This is a genomic window from Taylorella equigenitalis ATCC 35865, assembly GCF_000276685.1.
Classification (GTDB): Bacteria; Pseudomonadota; Gammaproteobacteria; order Burkholderiales; family Burkholderiaceae_B; genus Taylorella; species Taylorella equigenitalis.
In genome coordinates this window covers 55,740-74,847 of sequence record NC_018108.1, presented here as the reverse complement: position 1 = coordinate 74,847, position 19,108 = coordinate 55,740, and the positions used below count along the sequence as shown (strand labels likewise).

Genomic DNA, 19,108 nt, shown 5'->3' with positions numbered 1-19,108 from the left:
GATTATAACAAGGTGAAATTAATTTTTTACAATTCTTGTAAGGAGTATAGAAATCTTAGCCCCGCCTTCTGTTCGATTTGTGATATCTATTTTTCCTTGATGCTCATCTATAATTTTACGAACAATCGCCAAACCTAAACCTGTTCCGTGTGCCTTAGTAGTCACGTAAGGTTCAAATGCTTTTTGAAGAATCTGTGCAGGAAAGCCTGGACCTCTATCCAAAAACTCTACTTTTACTCCAAGCTCTCCATCCTCTAATTGAACAGCACAAGCCCTGATAGTAACACCTGGCTCTGATCCGCTCAACTCCATATTCTCCATAGCATCCCTTGAGTTAGATAATAGATTATTAAAAACCTGTCTAAGTTGTGTTGGGTCTGCTAACACTAAAGGCATATCAGGTTCTATATCTAATTTTATCTGCCTCGAAACATCGATTGGTGCAATGTCTAAACTTTCCTCTTCAATCTTATACCCTTCAGCCGACCATCCATAAAGGTGGGCAATGTCCATGAGCAAATCTTCAACATTTACGCTTTGAAATTGAGCAGGTGGAGTGCGTGCATACTCTCTAAAGTCATCTACCATAGTTTTAAGAGAAACCACTTGATTAACAATAGTGGTTGTAAGTCTATCAAGGAATTTTGCATCGTCTTCATCAAGCTTATCGATTAATTTATATTTTATTCTTTCAGCTGATAATGAAATTGGTGTAAGCGGATTTTTAATCTCATGAGCTAATCTTCTAGCCACTTCACCCCAAGCCACAGACCTATTTAAAGATATAACTTCACTGATGTCATCGAAAACAAGAAGGTAATTTATTCCATTTGGTGTCATTAACTTAGTGCCTCGTAGTAGTAAAGTAATCTTCTTATCCTCACCTTCATCGTTGATATCTAACTCGATCTGTTCCTGCCAATAAGATCGCAATGACCCAACAGCAGCGTGAGAAACAAATGCTGATTTAACTAATCTGCCGAACTCACTTAAATTATCTTGCATAGGTTGTCCAATCATCAGATCTAGATCTTCATGCAAAGTATTTTGAGCCCCCTTATTAACTCTAGTAATTCTAAATTCAGAATCTAAAACTATTACACCATTTGTAAGACCAGCTAAAACACCTTCCAAAAAATCATTTGATTGTTCAATGCTTCTTCTATGTCTATCAACTTGATATCTAGCCTCAGTTAATTGTGCAACCATAAGATTAAAAGATCTACTAAGTTGCCCTAATTCATCACTCTGATTTGAATCTGGTATTGAACGATAATCTCCCGCAGCAACAGCTTGCGTACCCTCTGCTAAGGTTAGCAATGGTTCCACTAATCTCCTTGCCATCCAGAGTACTATGGCTAACGATGCAAAAGTCGTAAGTAGCAATGCCATAATCATAGTAATGGAGAAAATTTTTAAAATCCCTTGTCTTGAAAGATTAAGCTCTTGGTAATTTTGATATCCAGTCTGAACAGCTTTCAAATTCTCTGACATGCTTGCAGGAACTAAACGTGTAAGTTGCAACCAATTTGGTTCTCTTAAAGATGCAATAGATCCATCCAAACGGTTATCTGACGAGAAAATCGGTACGATAACTCGTAATATGTATTGAGGAGCTTGCATACCACTCTCATCAACAGCAAGTGATTCCTCAGCCGATGCATATTGCCTACTAATTCTTAACTGACTCATAACATTATTAGGAGGCATTTTTGGAAGTAAAGAACCAAAAGTAGAACTGGAAAAAGCAATAACTCTATTTCCGCCACTAGAAAAAACAAGCAAATCAAAACTCGAAAAGTTCTCTCGTAATGAATTTAATGCATTTGAAAGTTGATCCTCAGGGACGTTATATAAACGGTCTGAAAGATTTCTAGCATTACTAAGTTGATCAATTATCATGGCATCCAAAGAAGACTGCCCTAAATAAATACCAGAAGAAAGTGCTGAATCAACTTTATTATTAAACCAAGATTCAATATACCGAGATACGTACTGAGTTGATAAAACATAAACAACAACACCAGGAACGATGGCAATTAAAGTAAAAAAGAAAATAAGTTTAGATGTGAGTCTGGCACCAAACCTTTTTTGCTTAACCTGCTTAACAATCCCAATAATCAATGATAGAAGCCAAATAAAAAGTGCAATGGCTAAAGTTGCGTTAAATAGCATAAGTAAATCGAAACGATTTTCGAATCGACTTTCATTGCCACTAGATTGAAATAAAAAATAAAGGAGAACGGCACTTAAAATAACCGCAACTATTAGGCTAAAGCGTAGTAAATTGCGTAGAAATTTCTTGGTCCGACTTAGTGATGAATTTGAAATTTTGCCCATGATGATGAAAATGACCAAGCACTAGAATCGCTAAAGGCACTAATCTGAAACGGTCTTGAGAGTAGCGACGTATCTAATCTCAAACGTACTTTTCCATAATATTTTTTTGAGGAGTCCATAGGTTCATTTAAAAGAATCTTCCAGTCATCATTTGTTGTGATTAAATCAATGGCATCCTCAAGTGAATACCCTTTTGCTACATAAGGTCCTCTTTCGATTCTCCACTCTCTAAGTAAAACATTGTAGTGAATCATCCAAGTTAGTGATTGTTGTGCGATTAGCTTATCAAACCAGTAACCACGTTTTTGATAGAAACGAGCATCTAGTGTGAAATAAAGTGGCAATCCCTTGCTTAAAGCCTGTCTTAGTTCTGAATCTAACTGAAGGTTTATTTTTGTACTTAGGGATAAACTGTAATTGTCAATTTTGGTGGGATTAATTTCCGTAAATACGGCACTCGATTTAATCGGAGCCTCTGTTTCTGCAGGTGTAGATATAGCTTCTGTTTGAGCATACACACTTTTATTAAAAAAAGTAAAACTTGCAATTACTAAACAAATTGCAAGGCTACTAGCATACATAGCAAATTTAATTTTTCTTAAAAAGTGCATAGAAAAATCCATCTTGTTTAGGTGGAAAGATATGACCTAATGACGGCAATCTCTCAATACCTTCAAGTTTAGTTGTGAAATATTGTGCTTGTAATTCACCTTCTTCTTTGAAAACCGAGCAAGTCACATATAACAAATAACCGCCAAACTTTAGCATATCCCACAGATTAATGATTATTTTACGTTGTAATTCAACAGTTTTAATGACATCCACCTCTTTTCTAAGCCACTTGATATCAGGATGCCTACGAACAACCCCCGACCCTGTGCATGGAACATCAGCCAAAATCGCATCGAATTTACGTCCATCCCACCAATCTTTCAAACTTGCATCACCCTCCAACAAATGTACATTTTGACCTAACAAATCAAGACGATTCAAATTCTCCTTAACCCGCTCTAAACGTTCCTTATCTGCATCCATGCACAATAAATCTATATCAAATCTCTCAAGCAAATGAGCCGCCTTTCCGCCAGGAGCACTACACGCATCAAGCACATAATCTCCATTTTTTATAGGCAGTTGAAATGCTGCACTCTGAGCTCCGATATCTTGCACAGAAAACAATCCCTCATCATATCCAGGTAGGGTGGCAATATTCACGCTTTTACTCAGTTTAATACCAGATTCACCAATTTCTTCAAATTCTATATTTTGCGTAGAAAGCAACTTCAAATAGTCAGCTCTAGAAATTTTTCTAGTATTTATTCTTAAATTGATAGAAGCATATTTTTTGTCCGCATTCAAAACTTCTAAATAAGTATTAGGATATGAATTTTTTAATTTTTCATACCACCACTGAGGATAAGATAAATTTTCATATATATTGAGTCCTCGAATTAGCTCTGTCTTATTGCGTAAAAAATTTCTTAGACATGCATTAAGTAAACCCTTAAATGAGGCCGTTTTTGGCATTTTAGAACAAGCATTTACTGATTCATCTAGCACTACAAATTCTTTGTAAACTGGCTGTTCATCGAACAGTTCAGAGTCATCTACAATCAATAGACTTAAGCTAACACAAAGTAAATTTAGAAAAAGAGAGTTAGGGGGAGATTTAGTTAATAATTTATTAGCTATCGACAATGCTTTCCCATAATGGCGCAATGCATGAAAACTAATTGCATGCACACCCGCACGAATCGTGATATCTACTTTGGGCAATAAATCACTTGTCGACTGACCACCCATAACATCACGCACAAGTTTTGAGCTTGATACCAGCAAAGTGGATAATGCGATTTGCTCAGCCATCCAAATGCCAACCATTAATAAATGTAGCTACATCTTGCTTTTTAGCCCCAGCCTTTTGTAATTCCAAAAGTCTCAAAACGCCGTCTTTAGTAGCTACCTCAATGCCTTCACTGCTAATCTTAAGCACTTGTCCTGGAATCGCATCCGCAGGTTTTTTTAAGTCGGAAACTGCAGACTTCCAAACCTTTACTTCCAAATTTGGCAATGCCAACGTGACCCCAGGAAATGGATTAAATGCACGAATTTTTCTTTCAAGAATTTCGGTCTCTTCATTCCAATCCAAAAGTCCCTCTGATTTTGCAATTTTCTCTGCATAGGTTATACCTTCTTCAGGTTGCTTTTTAGGTGTTCGTCTAAATGACTCAATATTACTCATTACTTCTGTAATAGCATCACCCCCAAGCACTGCTAATTTATCGTGTAACTGAGAGGAATTCATACCATCAATAGCCAATGATTTCATCAGCAACACATCACCTGTGTCCAACCCAACATCCATCTGCATAATAGAAATACCTGTCTCTGCGTCACCAGCCTCAATTGCACGTTGAATAGGGGCAGCACCTCGCCACCGTGGTAGCAAACTAGCATGAATATTTAAACAACCATAACGAGGCAAATCTAATACCCATTGTGGCAATATCAAACCATACGCTGCGACAACCATTACATCTGGCTTAATATTTTCCAGTTCACGTTTTGCTTCAGTTGCCTGCTCTACAGCTTGAGGACCAAGCTTACCTACAGTCAATCTTAATGATACGGGTTGTATAACTTTTGAATTGTGATTTAAGGCTGAGACTTTAACTGGACTAGACTGTAATTTCATACCTCTACCAGCAGGTCGATCGGGTTGTGTCATAACCAACGGAATTTCATGACCTGACTCAAGCAAGGCTTCATAAGCTACTCTTGCGAAATCTGGTGTACCAGCAAACACAATTTTCATAGATAATTTTTAGAATTTACAAATAAGTTCCTATTGTATAATTATGACATGCAAAACTTCTCTGAACTCCCTCTATCTGAAAGCCAAATTTCTAATTTAAGCTCTCTAGGCTTTATTCAAATGCGACCTGTTCAAGCTAGGAGTCTACCTCATATTCTTGAGGGTAGTGATGTACGGACACTAGCTAAAACAGGTAGCGGTAAGACTTTGGCATTCGGATTAGGTATTATTCAAAAGATAAATCCATCATTTTTTGCCTGTCAGGGATTAGTTCTTACACCCACGCACGAACTTGCCGACCAAGTTGCTCAAGAGATTAGAAAACTAGCTCGAGCACTTCCAAATATAAAAGTTCTTACATTATGTGGAGGAGTAGCTCTTAGACCTCAGATAGAATCTCTAAAACATGGTGCTCATATCATAGTTGGAACTCCTGGTAGGATTTTGGATCTTATTCAAAGAGGAGATTTAGATTTAAGTAAGGTTAAAGTATTCGTTCTAGATGAGTGTGATCGCATGCTAGACATGGGGTTTTTCGATGATATAGGTGAGATATCTAAAGCTACCCCTTTGAGAAAACAGACACTTTTGTTCTCGGCTACATTTCCAGAGCATATAAAAAAAATAAGCGAGGGATTTCAAAGAAATCCTGTACATATCGAGCTTATTGAGGAAGAAAAAGTTCCTACAAATTTAGATCACATATTTTTTAAAACCAGTGATTCTGAAAGGTTTGCACATAGCGTTCAAATACTTAAACATTACCAACCCATATCAACTTTAGCCTTCTGCAATACTCGTACTCAATGTGAAAAACTCAGCTCTTTTCTTAATGAGCAAAATATATCATCAAAATTTTTGCATGGCGAAATGGAAAAACGTGAACGTGAAGATGTGCTACTTCAATTTAGCAATAAATCTTTATCCGTTTTGGTGGCTACAGATGTTGCTGCTCGAGGGCTTGATATTGAAGGATTAGATGCGGTTTTGAACATTGAACTTTCACCAAATGTACCTACTCACATACATAGGATTGGACGAACTGGTAGACACAGTGATCGAGGTTTAGTTTTTAATTTAGTAACCCCTGAAGAAATGTATCGGTTTGATAGGATAGACGCTCAGATTCCACTTGAATCCAAATGGGAGAAAATTCCTTCTAACACAAGAAAACGCAATCTGGTCGCACCTATGCGAACCATTAGTATTAAGGGCGGAAAAAAAGACAAACTACGCAAAGTTGATCTTATAGGGGCTATGACTAAGCATCTTCAAATACCATTTGAGGATATAGGTAAAATTCATGTGGCGGACTTTGTTAGCTTTATAGCAGTAAAGCATGAAAATGCGGAAGATATTTTAAATAGAATGCAAGAAATCCCTATTAAGAATCGCTCTTGGATGATGCGTTTGATGGATTAGGTGCGTAAGGTGGCTCCCTAAAGCGGTTATAACTCCAAAGATATTGTGTAGGGGCCTTTCTTATAGCCTCTTCTAATTCATTATTTATCAATTGTGCCTGCTCAGTCTCGGGTAATCCTTTTAATTCAGGTCCTTCTTTAAAGTAAATCTCCCAACCTTCACCCACTTTCTTTCTAATTGCATACACTATGACTACTTGTCCGTCTGTTTGATTTGTTAATTTCCCTGGCAATGTAATCGTATAAGCATCTCTGTCGAAAAACTTAACCCATACTCCATCAGCAGTTGCTGGCACTTGATCGGGCAATAATCCTATAGACCGACCACTTCTTAATGCTCTTAAAAACTCTCTTACACCCGTGAAATTTGTAGGGACTGAGGTCAAATTTTCCGATGTTCTTACTTGAGATAGTACGGGCTCAAAAAATTCCTTTTTTGCTGGTCTATACATAACAACCACAGGAAAATGCAGGGCTAAAAACCGCGAAACAATTTCAAAACAACCTAAATGCAAAGATAAAAATAAGTAACTTTGATTTTTTTTGGATTTGAGTTTTTCTAGTACTTCGGGAGTTTTAAGTTCTAGCTTTTGAAGGGCTTTTACAGAATTAAACCAAATATATGGATCTCTCCAAACATAGCTCCTATCTGCTTGGTAGCCTCTTTATGAAAACTCTTAGAGTAATAACCAGCTGTATTAATATGATCATCTATTCTAAAGGCATATTTCTTTCTTGATACTGAATATATAACTAAACCAAGAAAACGACCCATTCGTTGTAAGAAACTTAAGGGCAGTGAACCCCAGAATTTAATGATTTTTAGGAGCATAAATGATTAGCTAGATTTTATTAGAAGTATTTTAAAACCCTGTGAAACATTTTCATTCCTTGTTAGGTACATTTAGTTTTAAAAAGTTAGCACTCTAACATCAAGAGTGCTAAAATTTGTTTATCAGAAGTACAAATATTTTAGGAAAATACATGTCAAATCAATCATTTGCCTTACAAACGCACAAATCGATGGATCTTATTAATCCAAGTGCTTTAGGGACGATTGAAGCGTATATCCAAGAAGTAAATCGAATCCCTATTCTTACTGCAGAACAAGAGAGAGATTATGCTGAGCGTTTGCAAAAAAGTGGGGATTTAAAAGCTGCTCAAGCTCTGATTCTTCCTCACTTACGATTAGTAGTTTCAGTAGCCCGTCAGTATTTAGGTTATGGTCTTCCACATGCAGACCTTATTCAAGAGGGTAATATCGGTCTTATGAAAGCCGTTAAAAGATTCGATGTTTCTCGTGGTGTTAGATTAGTAACCTTTGCTATGCATTGGATTAAAGCGGAGATACACGAGTACGTTATTCGTAACTGGAGATTAGTTAAGATAGCTACTACTAAAGCTCAAAGAAAATTATTTTTTAATCTTAATAGTCTACGTCCAGAGGGTAAGTCTTTGGATAACGATGATATTGTTGGTATTGCCAAAAAACTAAATGTAAGACCCGAAGACGTAGTTGAGATGGAAAAACGTATGTCAGGGCATGATATCGCACTTGATACCTTGATGGATGAGGATGATGATTATGCACCTATTCAGTATTTGGCTGATGATGAGGCATATGAACCAGAAAACGTTATGTTAGCCCAGGAGCACGATAAACTTGAAAATCAAGGGCTAAAATCGGCTTTGGATCAGCTAGATGATAGATCACGACACATTATTGAAAGTCGTTGGTTAAGCGAGGATAAACCCACCCTTCATGACCTGGCAGCTCAATATAATGTTTCGGCTGAGCGTATACGTCAAATTGAAAATGCTGCGATTAAAAAGATGCGTTCGTACCTTGAGGATTATGTATAATTTTAAGGTTTATATACCTTAGTCCGCTTGTTGTGCACCTTCCTGACCTAAAAGACCTAAAAAAATCTCTTAATGATCGTGCAAGTCTTCCACCAATTGAAGGCTCGCACGATTTAATATTTAATGACCACCATATAGGGTTTGTACACCCTAGTATTATGGAAGATTTTATTGGTTTCGCTTACGTAAAATTTTCATCGGGTAAATTCAAAATTGATATGCATAAAGAGCTTTTAGGTCTTGCTGACCCAGAACTTTTTTTTGCGTATAAGTGTCAGTATTTCAATCAACTTGCACAGTATTTACGAAACAAGGGGCATGCTAAACATTGGAGAAACGAGCAACTTAGCATCTGGAGTGGTGAGACGGAAATTGCACATGTTGAAAGGGCTGTGTCACGTGAGTTAGGAATTATGACTAAAGCGGTCCACGTAAACGCTTGGACTAGAGAGAAAAAAATTTATCTATCTCTAAGAGCACCCACTAAATCAACGGACCCTAATAAGTGGGATACACTTGTTGGAGGTTTAGTATCGGCAAATGAATCACTGGAATATGCACTAATGCGTGAATCGGTTGAAGAAGCGGGTTTACATTTGGAGCCGATACCTTTAATAATTCCCTTACATTACATAACTACAATGAATAGACCTCTTATTGAAGGTTATCAGGTAGAGGAAGTATTTAATGCAGATTACCTGATACCTGATGATGTGCATCTTGAGAATCAAGATGGTGAGGTTACAAAAATCGAAGCATTTTCAATCGATGAAATTATAGAAAAAATAAACAATGATGAGGTTACGCTCGAGGCTAGTATAGTTTTACTGGATAGTATCGAGCGCATTGCCAAACAAGTATAAGCGAGAAAAATATGATACTGAATATTGTGATTTTGGCCGCAGGTAAGGGAAAAAGAATGAAATCCAACCTGCCCAAAGTTTTGCATAAAATCGCCTCTAAACCTATGCTTATGCATGTGTTGGATACTGCTTCTGAATTGCAAGCTGATACTACAACCATTGTTATCGGTCATGGGGCGGACAAAGTTAAAAATGCTTGTGAGGGTATAGAAAATTTAAATTTTGCACTACAAGATCCTCCTCAAGGTACTGGACATGCTGTTTTGCAGGCGTCTTCATTTTTAAAGGTTGGAGATGCAGATAATAGCAAAACCTTAATTCTTTATGGTGATGTACCCTTAATTCAAGCTTACACACTAAAAAAATTATTAGAATCATCAGGTGCTGGAGTCGGGCTATTAACCGAGTATTTAGAAGACCCAACTGGATACGGAAGAATTATTAGAAACTCATCTGGTTTTGTTGAATCCATTGTAGAACAGAAGGATGCGAGCGAGGATGAACTTAAAATCAAGGAAATAAACACAGGAATTATTTGTGCACCTACATCTAATCTTTTAACTTGGCTTACTGAAATCAAAAACGATAATGCCCAAGGCGAATATTACCTTACAGACATTATTAAATTTGCAAATCGAGATGGTGTTCCTATCATTGCCACCCAAGCTTGCACTCAATTTGAAACCGCAGGGGTAAATAGTCGTTTGCAACTAGCTGGATTAGAAGAGCAATATCAAAAAAACAAAGCCTACGAATTGCTTGATGATGGAGTAAGTATTGTGGACCCAAGCAAGTTTATGCTTCGTGGCAAACTTAGTTGTGAAAGCGATGTGACCATCGATATAGGTTGCATATTTGAGGGCGATGTCGAAATTAAAAGCGGTGCACACATTGGTCCATATTGCATAATTAAAGACTCGATTATTGGAAGTAATGCACGCATCGAGGCTTTCTCTCATATTGATGGTGCCACATTAAGCAATGATGTTGTTGTCGGTCCATATGCTAGACTAAGACCTGGTACGAATCTAAAAGACCACAGCCATGTAGGTAATTTTATGGAACTTAAGAAAACCACTTTGGGGTCTTATAGCAAAGCAAATCATTTAAGCTACTTGGGGGATGCTACGATTGGTGATCGGGTTAATGTAGGTGCTGGCACGATTACATGCAACTACGATGGAGTTAATAAATTTCAAACGATCATCGAAGACGAAGCATTTATAGGCTCCGATACACAACTCGTGGCTCCTGTTACTGTAGGCAAAGGTGCTACTGTAGCGGCTGGTACCACAGTGATGAAAGATGTACCAGCATCTCAATTAGTATTAAATAAGAAAACTCAAGACGTTATTTCTGGTTGGCAACGTCCGCAAAAAAAGAAGGACTCTTAAATGGCCACTACTCATGAGGGTCTTAAAAAACCTCAGATATATTGGGCTGCTACGTGTGTGTTTGCAGTCATTGCCGTTTGTGTTATCGATGGCATTATTACTAATATCGCCCTTCCAACTATACAATCTTATTTCGGTGTTTCACAGCAAGAATCAATTTGGGTTGTAAATGCTTATAACATCGTTCTAATCTCTACTTTGTTTACCTTTAGTTCATTAGCGGATAGGTACGGTTTTAAACGACTTTTACGTGTAGGCCTTATAGTTTTTGGAGTAGGAGCTTTTGGAAGTCTTATGTCTCAAAGCTTATCAATGCTTATTATGTGTCGCATTGTTCAAGGTTTTGGGGCTGCGTTAATTATGGCTTTAACTGGAGGCCTTATTAGAAATATATACCCTAAAGAGCGTGTAGCCATGGGTATTGCATTTAACGGTATGGTCATAGGGGCGTGTGCACTAATTGCCCCTTCGCTTGGAGCATTTATCATCAAAATTGCAGACTGGCACTGGATTTATGGTTTTTCAATTCCTATTATTGCATTAGGCTTATTTTTATCTAGATTTCTCCCTAGATTACCGCGACACGATAACTCTATTGACTATAAAAGTGCAATTCTTAATGCAGTAACATTTGGTTCCCTTGTAGCAGGTCTAGATATTATTTATAGCAATCCACTATGGGGTAGTCTTTTACTTATTATCTCTATCACAAGTGTAGTCACACTTTATAGGCATGCCCTTTCTCAAGAACATCCTATGGTGCCAGTCGATTTACTTAAAATCGTACCCTTTAGGGATGCGGCTTTGGTTTCTACCTTTGCCTTTCTTTCAGCTACGGCAAGCATGGTTTCGGTGCCCTTTTACTTTGAGCATATATTGCACTATAACACTGAAACCGTTGGGCTAATATATAGCTCATGGCCCGTGGCAGGTGTCATTATGGGTCCAGTTTCAGCAAAGCTTAGCGAGAGGTTTTCAGCTGGTTTACTTTCTGGAATTGGTAGCCTTATTTTGATGTGTGGCATAACCACGTTAACTTACTTACCTACCGACAGTTCTAAATTAGTATTTGCTTTGGCAATGTTTGTAGGTGGCCTCGGTTTTGGTCTTCTACAAACACCTAACGGTAAAACGTTGTTATTATCAGCCCCACACAATCGTGCCAGTGCTGCCGGAGGTATGCAAGCTACTTCTAGAATTCTAGGTCAGTGTTTAGGGGGAGCCTTAGTAGCAACTTCATTTTCTATAAATTCTCAACAGGGTGCTCACTACGGTCTTATAGTTAGCATAATAACTGCCTTTATAGCAGTCTTAATAAACCTTTACCGAATTCTTTCAAAGCAAGATAGACAGGTCATGTAGGGATTTGAGGAGCTTCTAGCTGGGACCACGGCTGGGGTCACTGCTGGGGGCTGAGGGTTTCGATCTGTGAACCACTGTTGGAGACCGCGGCTGGGGCAGGTTGATGATAGGAGCTTCTAGCTGGGGCTACGGCTGGGGTCGTGTATACGGTTCAGGTTGAGTTTTCAGCTGTTGGTGGCTTTGAACTGAGAACCTCGGCTGTGGACTCTTCGACCGCTATATGGAATTCAAAAACTCCGACCAAGTCATACCTTGGCGATCTTTCGGTGAGAGTACATAATCATCAGCAGAAATTTCTCCACCCCAATCAATATTAAGGTACTGGTCATCATAACGAATTGAATACTGATCCTTGGGATCATAAAAGTCCGATAACTTATACAAAACATAAGAACTCTCGCTCAAAGTCAAGTATCCATGAGCATACCCCGCAGGCACAAACAATGAATCACCTTGTTTTAATTTGAACGACTTCCAAGTGCCAAACTCATCTGAATGCGGTCTCAAATCAACTACAACGTCTAAAATCTTTCCCTCGAGAACTTGAATTAACTTGGCCTGAGGTCTCTCGCGCTGAAAATGTAGCCCCCTTAGAGTACCCAGCACTGATTTCGTAAAATTTTCTTGTACGAAATTAGTGCCCGTCTGGTTATGAAGTGCGTGGAGTTCACGTGGGCTGACGCTTCCGCGAGTGTCTGTATATTTGGGAAAGTGGAGAAGGTGTGCCTTTTCTGTATGTGGCAATACTTCTGGTGAAGCACCCTCTACCAGTTCATTGATGTGGTCTGCGATGAGGCGAGTTGGGGTCCACGATAAGGTGCTTTTGATTTTGCTCGAGTCGATGGCATAACGCATATCGTGACCAGGTCTATCATCTACAAATTCAATCAATTGTTTATAAGAGCCTTTTGAATGAGGTTTAAGTTCATCTAGTTTTTCGCAGACCATATTTGCTAAATCAATGTTAGTGTAGGAATCGGAACTCGTTATATTAAAAACCTGTCCCTTAAACTTTATATCTGAAGTTAATAAACCATGAATAGCTTCGCAATTATCAAGAACATGCAACCACTCGCGGGAGGCGTGTCCATTGCCATAGATAGGGATAGAGGACCACTTCAAAGCCCTGTCAATTATTTTAGGGATAAACTTTTCGGTGTGCTGACCAGTGCCATAATTGTTGGAAGAACGCGTAATTACAGCTGGAAATGCAAATGTATTAACCCACGCTTGCACAAATAGTTCAGCACTCGCTTTAGATACTGCATATGGATTTCTAGGATGCAAAGGTTGAGTTTCGCTCAAAGGACTTGTATTGGGGGCAATGCTTCCGTACACCTCGTCAGTCGATATATATACAAATTTAAAATTAACGCCAGTCTCTTTTATATATTCAGTGCAACAAGTTAGAAGTGAAATAGTGCCTTGTATATTGTCCGTTACGAATGGAGTGGGATTTTGTATAGATCTATCAACATGAGTTTGAGCAGCAAAATGCACCAAGGTATCGATTTTGTGCTCCCTTAAAACTTTGTATAGAAGTCCTTCATCACAAATATCACCTAGAATAAAATCCCCATTTGGACAATTTATAGAAGCATAAGAAAGATTATCTAAATTTAAAACTTTCTTGTATATCTTGGATGAATGATTGGTAGCGAAATCTACAAAGTGGTGACCTATAAAGCCACATCCTCCAGTTACTAGAACTCGCATCTATGCAGTCTCTAATCCTGCTTGATGTGCTTGCTGATCTGCATGATATGAAGATCTAACAAGTGCTCCTACAGCTGCATGAGAAAAGCCCATTTGCTCAGCTTTTTCTTCAAACATAGAAAATGTTTTTGGGGTGACATATCTTAAAACTGGGAGATGATGGTCAGAAGGTTGCAGGTACTGTCCGATTGTGAGCATATCTATGTTGTGTTCTCTCATATCCATCATAACATCCAAAATTTCTTCATCGGATTCACCCAGACCAACCATAAGACCAGATTTAGTTGGGACATCAGGATACAAAGTTTTAAAATTTTTAAGTAGTTTTAAGGAATGAAGATAGTCGGCTCCAGGTCTAGCTTGTTTGTATAATCGTGGAACTGTTTCTAAATTATGATTCATAACATCAGGCAGACCTTTGGAGAAAATATCCAATGCCCTCTCAAGGCGACCTCTAAAATCAGGTACCAATACCTCAATCTTAGTTTTTGGAGATTGATTGCGGATTTCATTTATGCAGTCCACATAATGCTGTGCTCCGCCATCACGCAAATCATCTCTATCAACGGAGGTTATAACGACATAGCTCAACCCCATACGAGCAATGGATTGTGCAAGATTGTGAGGCTCACTAGTATCCAAAGGATCTGGACGTCCGTGACCCACATCGCAGAAAGGGCAACGACGTGTACACTTGTCACCCATAATCATAAAAGTCGCAGTGCCTCTACCAAAGCACTCTCCTATATTAGGGCATGAGGCTTCCTCGCACACTGTGACCATTTTATTTTCTCTCAAGATACCCTTGATTTCAGAAAATTTTGAGTTAGTAGGTGCTACTTTTACTCTAATCCACTCAGGTTTTTTTAATTTTTCAGCAGGTACGATTTTGATTGGAATTCTTGAAGTTTTATCGAAAGATTTTTGCTTTTTCGTTGCGTCATAGCTTAAATCTTTATCTGCAGGAGTTGTTTTCTGTAGTGTCATTAGTAATTATTGGATTTAATATACAATCCATTTTTCTTAGTGAACTTGAATTATAACTAAGTTGACAATTATAGGTAAAAGCTAATTAGCTTTTTGAAATGGGACTCTATTTAGCTTAATTTTTAAAGATAGATAAAGCCCCATATGTAGTAGAGGACTAGAGATTCTCTTACACAAAATTATTATGAAAGAGAATATTAATAATTATTTTTGTGGTTTTAAAAGATTTGCTACATCTGCATTAGCGTTTGAACCAAAAGTATTTCTAACATTTGGAGATTGTTGATAGTACTTAGTCCATGCAAACTTAATAACAGAGACTATTGCTAACAGAACCACATAAGAAATAATTGTTTTAGAGCTATTTAGTCCAAATGACACAGCGAAATAAATATTTATTAAAGCATAAACTAAGAGTGGCACAATTTCATACCACATTGTTTTAACAACAAGATTAGGAGTCTCTGGACTTCTGTTTTTAGCCATTAAAGCAGGAATTCGTTTGTACAGAATCCAAATTTGGAAAGCTAATAGGATTAGGGTTATAGCTAAAAATATATAGATTTGAGTGCCAGAATAAACTTGTAAAACGTTTAAGTAATTACTAACCTCTCTTACTAAAAAGATTGCAATAAATGCACCCCAAGCTAAATCAAGTGCTAAATAAACAGCCAACCAACCAGATAATCCCATAAACATAAGAAACTCCTAAAAATATAAACCCCGTACTAAAACGGGATATTGAAAATTAATAAATATTATTGTGCATAAAGACCAGCACACTCAACAGGTTTCCAGTAGAAGTTCTTAGCTCTATTGTCCTTATCGAAAAGGATTTTAAACTGGCATTGTTTCATAACACCTTTGTCTTCAACACGGAATAGGTAATCCCATTCACGCACATCCCAACCTTCAGAAAAATGAGGAACACCAATTAAATTATAGAAATCATTTTTGTGCATGCCTGTCTTAAGCTCACGAACCGTTTGCTTTGGAGGCATAGTTCCAGTTATGCCCGAATTTACTTCTGGCCATTTAATATCTGATTGAGGTTGTCCCTCAGGAGAAACTTGAGTTAAAGACCCACATGCTGTTAGCCCTAAAGAAAGAACTAATGGTAAAGCAAATTTTTTCATATGAAATCCTATTGATTTTTGGAATTATATAGATAGATTATTACGGAAATATAAAGAAAAAAAACTTATTTTAATAGCTTTAAACGACTTAGTAGCCGCTCAATTAAAACAAATTTAATTTTATCAATTTTACAATTTGAAGCAATTGTTTTTATATCTATTACTTTTAGATGTTCGTAGCCACATGGATTTATTCCTAGAAACGGCGATAGGTCCATATCTACGTTTAAAGCAAAACCATGATAACTGAAACCTTTGGTTACCTTTATACCTAGTGAAGCTATTTTTGATAGAGAATTATCTGAATTCGGAACGTAAACTCCAGGTGCACCTGGCATCCTTTGGGCATTAGGTATGCCTATGAGCTTTAAAGTATCTATCACACTTTCTTCTATAAGATTCACATATTCTTTTACGAAAAGGTTTTTTCTATGTAAATTCAGTAGTGGATATACGACAATTTGACCAGGTCCATGATATGTTACCTGACCACCCCTATTTGTCCTGATTACTGGAATTTGCTTTGGGTTTAAAACATGCTTAGGATCGCCTGCCACACCTAGAGTATAGACAGGATTAAATTGCAAAACCCACAACTCATCATCAGAATCAAAATCACGAGAGTCACTAAATGATTTCATCAAAGTGAATATGCTTTGATAATCACTAAAACCTTCAAAATCTTTGATCTGAACTTTTGACTCTAAGGGATCTGCCATCAAAGTACCATTTTGACTTTTTCGTGTGAGTGCAGAGCTCTATAAAGATTATCTAATTGCTCACGGGAAGTAGCTTTAATGGTGAAGGTATAACCTACGTAAGTTCCCTTAGAACTTGGTCTAATTTCTACGGTCTCCCGTATAAAACCTTCGTCATGACTTTGTACCAATCCTAAAAGCTCATCTAACACAGCGTCTCCCGACAAAGCCATAACTTTTATCGGGAAATCAGATGGATACTCGATTAATGAATCTTCAGGTGATATGTCTGGAAATGTTAATTCTGATTTTTCACTCATAGAGCAGCTAAAACTTCATCGTGAGCTTTACGCATCTTAGCGTATATAGGGCCAGGTTTACCGTCACCTACAGGTTTTCCATCTAACTGCGTCACTGCTGTAACTTCCTTAGAGGCAGACGAGATCATGATTTCATCAGCCTCGTATACTTCTTCTTTTGTAATTTTTCTAAGCTCGAATGGAATGCCTGCCTTTTGAGCAAGCTCTTCAAATAAACCGAATCTAATACCCTCCAACTTAAGATTATCTTTCAATGGACCCATAAATTTTCCATCCTTAACAATCCAAAAATTAGAGCATGACCCCTCGGTTAAAAATCCGTCGCGGAACTGGATTACTTCATAAACTCCACTATCTACAGCATGTTGATTTGCGAGAACATTGCCCAAAAGGGAAATAGATTTAATATCGCAGTGCAACCAACGCATATCTTCGAAACTTACTACGGCTATACCTTCAGTACGAACTTTTTCTGATGGAGGATTAAATTTCATACTCATAGCAAATATAGTAGGCTCTACTTTAGGATTTGGAAATGCATGGGTACGAGCCGCAACCCCACGAGTAACTTGGAGGTAAACGAAATTGTTTTCCCATGGAGACTCTTTAATTAACTTAGTGAAAATATCCTTGAAGAATTGCTCGTCTTTTCCAACTTCGATGCCAATTTTCTTAAGACTACGCATAAGTCTAGCTACGTGATGGTCCATTCTAAAAGGCTTGCGATTATATGCAGGCACAACTTCGTAAATACCATCTCCAAATATAAAACCTCTATCTAAAACGGAAATCTTTGCCTCACTAATATTAACCATCTCGCCGTTTAGGTAAACAGGATAGTCTATATCAACACCTTGAATAAGTGGATTCATAATAATTGTCCTTATAAAAAAATCAGAAAACGCTAGTAATTCTGTTCAGCAAACGCTTGAAAAATCCAGCTCTTTCAACATCATGAGCCAAAACCAAACGTTCATTTTTAAGAAGCTTACCGTTTAGGGCGAATTGTGCTTCCGCAAATGCCTGACCAGCTTTTAATGGAGCTTTAAGATCATTACTAGTGTTTGATAATACCTGAATATTAGCCTCATGACCTCTAGGTACAGTTATAACAACAGGTTTGGTGGATTGGAATACAGCTTTTTTATTTTTAGCATCTCTTATTGAATGCTCTACAAATGGTGTATTTGCTTTTGCCCACTCAATATTAACGAAATTTTGGAATGTCCAATCTATAAGTTGCTTACTCAGTTGCTCACGATGCTTGATTGAATCTGCCCCCATCAATATAGTCAATATCCTACGATTATTTCTTTTAACTGATGTAACCAAACAATAGCCAGCCTCATCTGTATGACCAGTTTTTAAACCATCAAGCCCCTCTATTTTTCCGAGCAATCCATTAGTGTTTGTTTGACGAATTTTGTTGTAGGTAAATTCTGGCTGACTAAAATAATGATAAAACTGTGGAAAATCTACAATAATATGCTGAGCTAAAACTGATAAATCTCGAGCTGTCGTATATGTATTTGGAGATGGTAATCCAGTTGGATCAGCAAAATGCGAATTAAGCATATGAAATGCCTGAAGGCTATCATTCATCTCTTTTACAAAGGCATCGATAGTTCCAGATACAGATTCCGCAAGCTGAATAGAAGCATCATTACCCGATTGGACAATCATGCCCTGAAGAAGTTCGCCAATAGTGACCTTTTTATTTACATTAATAAACATGCGAGAGCCACCAGTTTTCCAAGCTCTCTCGGAAACGATAACCTCCTGATCTAGTGAAATACGCTTATCCTTAATAGCTTCAAATACCAAGCTTGAAGTCATAAGCTTAGTTAAAGATGCAGGTGCAACTTTTAAATCGGGATTATATTGAGCAATTATCTGACCGCTTTCCATATCAATAATAATCCAAGACTTAACATCAAGTTGTGGGATGGCAATGCCAGCTACATCAGCCAAAGCAGGCGTATCCTTTGTGGTTGGAATGATGCTTGATCGCTCGGAATGGTCACGGATAGAAGGTTTAAGCGGTACAACAGGCGAAGCAATAATATTACTTTCAGTATGCTTTGTGGAAGAATGTTTTGCATTAAAAAATTTGATTGCAACAAAAATCCCAAGAACCAATAACAATAAAATTAAAATAAGTTTTACAGGAGATTTTCTTCTAGTCATACATCC

At 37.6% G+C, this 19,108-nt stretch carries 19 protein-coding genes; 5 read left to right on the top strand and 14 right to left on the bottom strand.

Going from position 1 to position 19,108, the window contains the following annotated elements; translation table 11 throughout:
• Positions 1-18: 18 nt before the first annotated feature.
• Genes KUI_RS00370 through fmt form a run of 4 tightly spaced genes read right to left on the bottom strand, consistent with a single transcriptional unit; the run spans position 19 to position 5,155 of the window.
• Positions 19-2,340 (bottom strand): sensor histidine kinase, encoded by a 2,322-nt coding sequence (locus KUI_RS00370; RefSeq protein WP_014840012.1) that lies wholly within the window; start codon positions 2,338-2,340, stop codon positions 19-21.
• A complete protein-coding gene (locus KUI_RS00365; protein WP_013521873.1) occupies positions 2,313-2,951 on the bottom strand; it encodes a DUF4390 domain-containing protein in 639 nt (212 codons plus the stop codon). The genes KUI_RS00370 and KUI_RS00365 overlap by 28 nt, the downstream gene beginning before the upstream one ends.
• A complete protein-coding gene (gene rsmB, locus KUI_RS00360) occupies positions 2,929-4,206 on the bottom strand; it encodes a 16S rRNA (cytosine(967)-C(5))-methyltransferase RsmB (RefSeq protein ID WP_014840010.1) in 1,278 nt (425 codons plus the stop codon). The genes KUI_RS00365 and rsmB overlap by 23 nt, the downstream gene beginning before the upstream one ends.
• The gene (gene fmt / locus KUI_RS00355) at positions 4,199-5,155 is read right to left on the bottom strand and encodes a methionyl-tRNA formyltransferase (protein ID WP_014840009.1); all 957 of its coding nucleotides are present in this window, start codon (positions 5,153-5,155) and stop codon (positions 4,199-4,201) included. Before fmt ends, rsmB begins: the two co-directional genes overlap by 8 nt.
• Positions 5,156-5,203: 48 nt before the next feature.
• Between fmt and dbpA the strand changes: the two genes are divergently transcribed.
• The gene (gene dbpA / locus KUI_RS00350; protein ID WP_014840008.1) at positions 5,204-6,577 is read left to right on the top strand and encodes an ATP-dependent RNA helicase DbpA; all 1,374 of its coding nucleotides are present in this window, start codon (positions 5,204-5,206) and stop codon (positions 6,575-6,577) included.
• On the opposite strand, the gene KUI_RS08410 is transcribed toward dbpA, so the two are convergent.
• Both KUI_RS08410 and KUI_RS08405 read right to left on the bottom strand, forming a co-directional pair.
• Positions 6,540-7,091: an LpxL/LpxP family acyltransferase gene (locus KUI_RS08410; RefSeq protein ID WP_232008453.1), complete on the bottom strand. Its 552-nt coding sequence runs from the start codon at positions 7,089-7,091 to the stop codon at positions 6,540-6,542. The two genes, dbpA and KUI_RS08410, sit on opposite strands and share 38 nt — an antisense overlap.
• Positions 7,092-7,177: 86 nt before the next feature.
• Positions 7,178-7,351 (bottom strand): hypothetical protein, encoded by a 174-nt coding sequence (locus KUI_RS08405; protein WP_225972096.1) that lies wholly within the window; start codon positions 7,349-7,351, stop codon positions 7,178-7,180.
• Positions 7,352-7,560: 209 nt separating this feature from the next.
• Between KUI_RS08405 and rpoH the strand changes: the two genes are divergently transcribed.
• Genes rpoH through KUI_RS00325 form a run of 4 tightly spaced genes read left to right on the top strand, consistent with a single transcriptional unit; the run spans position 7,561 to position 12,058 of the window.
• The gene (gene rpoH / locus KUI_RS00340) at positions 7,561-8,439 is read left to right on the top strand and encodes an RNA polymerase sigma factor RpoH (protein ID WP_013521868.1); all 879 of its coding nucleotides are present in this window, start codon (positions 7,561-7,563) and stop codon (positions 8,437-8,439) included.
• Between the two features lie 32 nt (positions 8,440-8,471).
• Positions 8,472-9,302, top strand: a complete 831-nt coding sequence (locus KUI_RS00335) for an NUDIX hydrolase (RefSeq protein ID WP_013521867.1) — start codon at positions 8,472-8,474, stop codon at positions 9,300-9,302.
• 11 nt (positions 9,303-9,313) lie between these two features.
• Positions 9,314-10,696 (top strand): bifunctional UDP-N-acetylglucosamine diphosphorylase/glucosamine-1-phosphate N-acetyltransferase GlmU, encoded by a 1,383-nt coding sequence (gene glmU, locus KUI_RS00330; protein ID WP_014840007.1) that lies wholly within the window; start codon positions 9,314-9,316, stop codon positions 10,694-10,696.
• Positions 10,697-12,058: an MFS transporter gene (locus KUI_RS00325; protein WP_013521865.1), complete on the top strand. Its 1,362-nt coding sequence runs from the start codon at positions 10,697-10,699 to the stop codon at positions 12,056-12,058.
• Positions 12,059-12,274: 216 nt separating this feature from the next.
• On the opposite strand, the gene KUI_RS00320 is transcribed toward KUI_RS00325, so the two are convergent.
• The 8 genes from KUI_RS00320 to KUI_RS00285 form a co-directional block, all read right to left on the bottom strand.
• Positions 12,275-13,774 carry a GDP-mannose 4,6-dehydratase gene (locus tag KUI_RS00320; protein WP_013521864.1) on the bottom strand — a complete coding sequence of 500 codons (1,500 nt, stop codon included), beginning with the start codon at positions 13,772-13,774 and terminating at the stop codon, positions 12,275-12,277.
• Positions 13,775-14,761: a lipoyl synthase gene (lipA, locus tag KUI_RS00315; protein WP_014840006.1), complete on the bottom strand. Its 987-nt coding sequence runs from the start codon at positions 14,759-14,761 to the stop codon at positions 13,775-13,777.
• Positions 14,762-14,965: 204 nt separating this feature from the next.
• A complete protein-coding gene (locus KUI_RS00310; protein WP_013521862.1) occupies positions 14,966-15,460 on the bottom strand; it encodes a hypothetical protein in 495 nt (164 codons plus the stop codon).
• A 59-nt stretch (positions 15,461-15,519) separates the two neighbouring features.
• Complete coding sequence (locus KUI_RS00305; RefSeq protein ID WP_013521861.1) at positions 15,520-15,897, bottom strand: outer membrane protein assembly factor BamE; 378 nt, start codon at positions 15,895-15,897, stop codon at positions 15,520-15,522.
• 65 nt (positions 15,898-15,962) lie between these two features.
• Positions 15,963-16,616 (bottom strand): lipoyl(octanoyl) transferase LipB, encoded by a 654-nt coding sequence (gene lipB, locus KUI_RS00300; RefSeq protein ID WP_013521860.1) that lies wholly within the window; start codon positions 16,614-16,616, stop codon positions 15,963-15,965.
• Entirely contained in the window at positions 16,616-16,915 is a 300-nt protein-coding gene (locus KUI_RS00295) for a YbeD family protein (RefSeq protein WP_014840005.1), read from the bottom strand. Before KUI_RS00295 ends, lipB begins: the two co-directional genes overlap by 1 nt.
• Entirely contained in the window at positions 16,912-17,787 is an 876-nt protein-coding gene (locus tag KUI_RS00290) for a D-amino acid aminotransferase (protein ID WP_013521858.1), read from the bottom strand. The genes KUI_RS00295 and KUI_RS00290 overlap by 4 nt, the downstream gene beginning before the upstream one ends.
• Before the next feature lie 22 nt (positions 17,788-17,809).
• Positions 17,810-19,102, bottom strand: coding sequence for a D-alanyl-D-alanine carboxypeptidase family protein (locus KUI_RS00285; protein WP_013521857.1), 1,293 nt, complete (start codon positions 19,100-19,102; stop codon positions 17,810-17,812).
• Between the last annotated feature and the right edge of the window lie 6 nt (positions 19,103-19,108).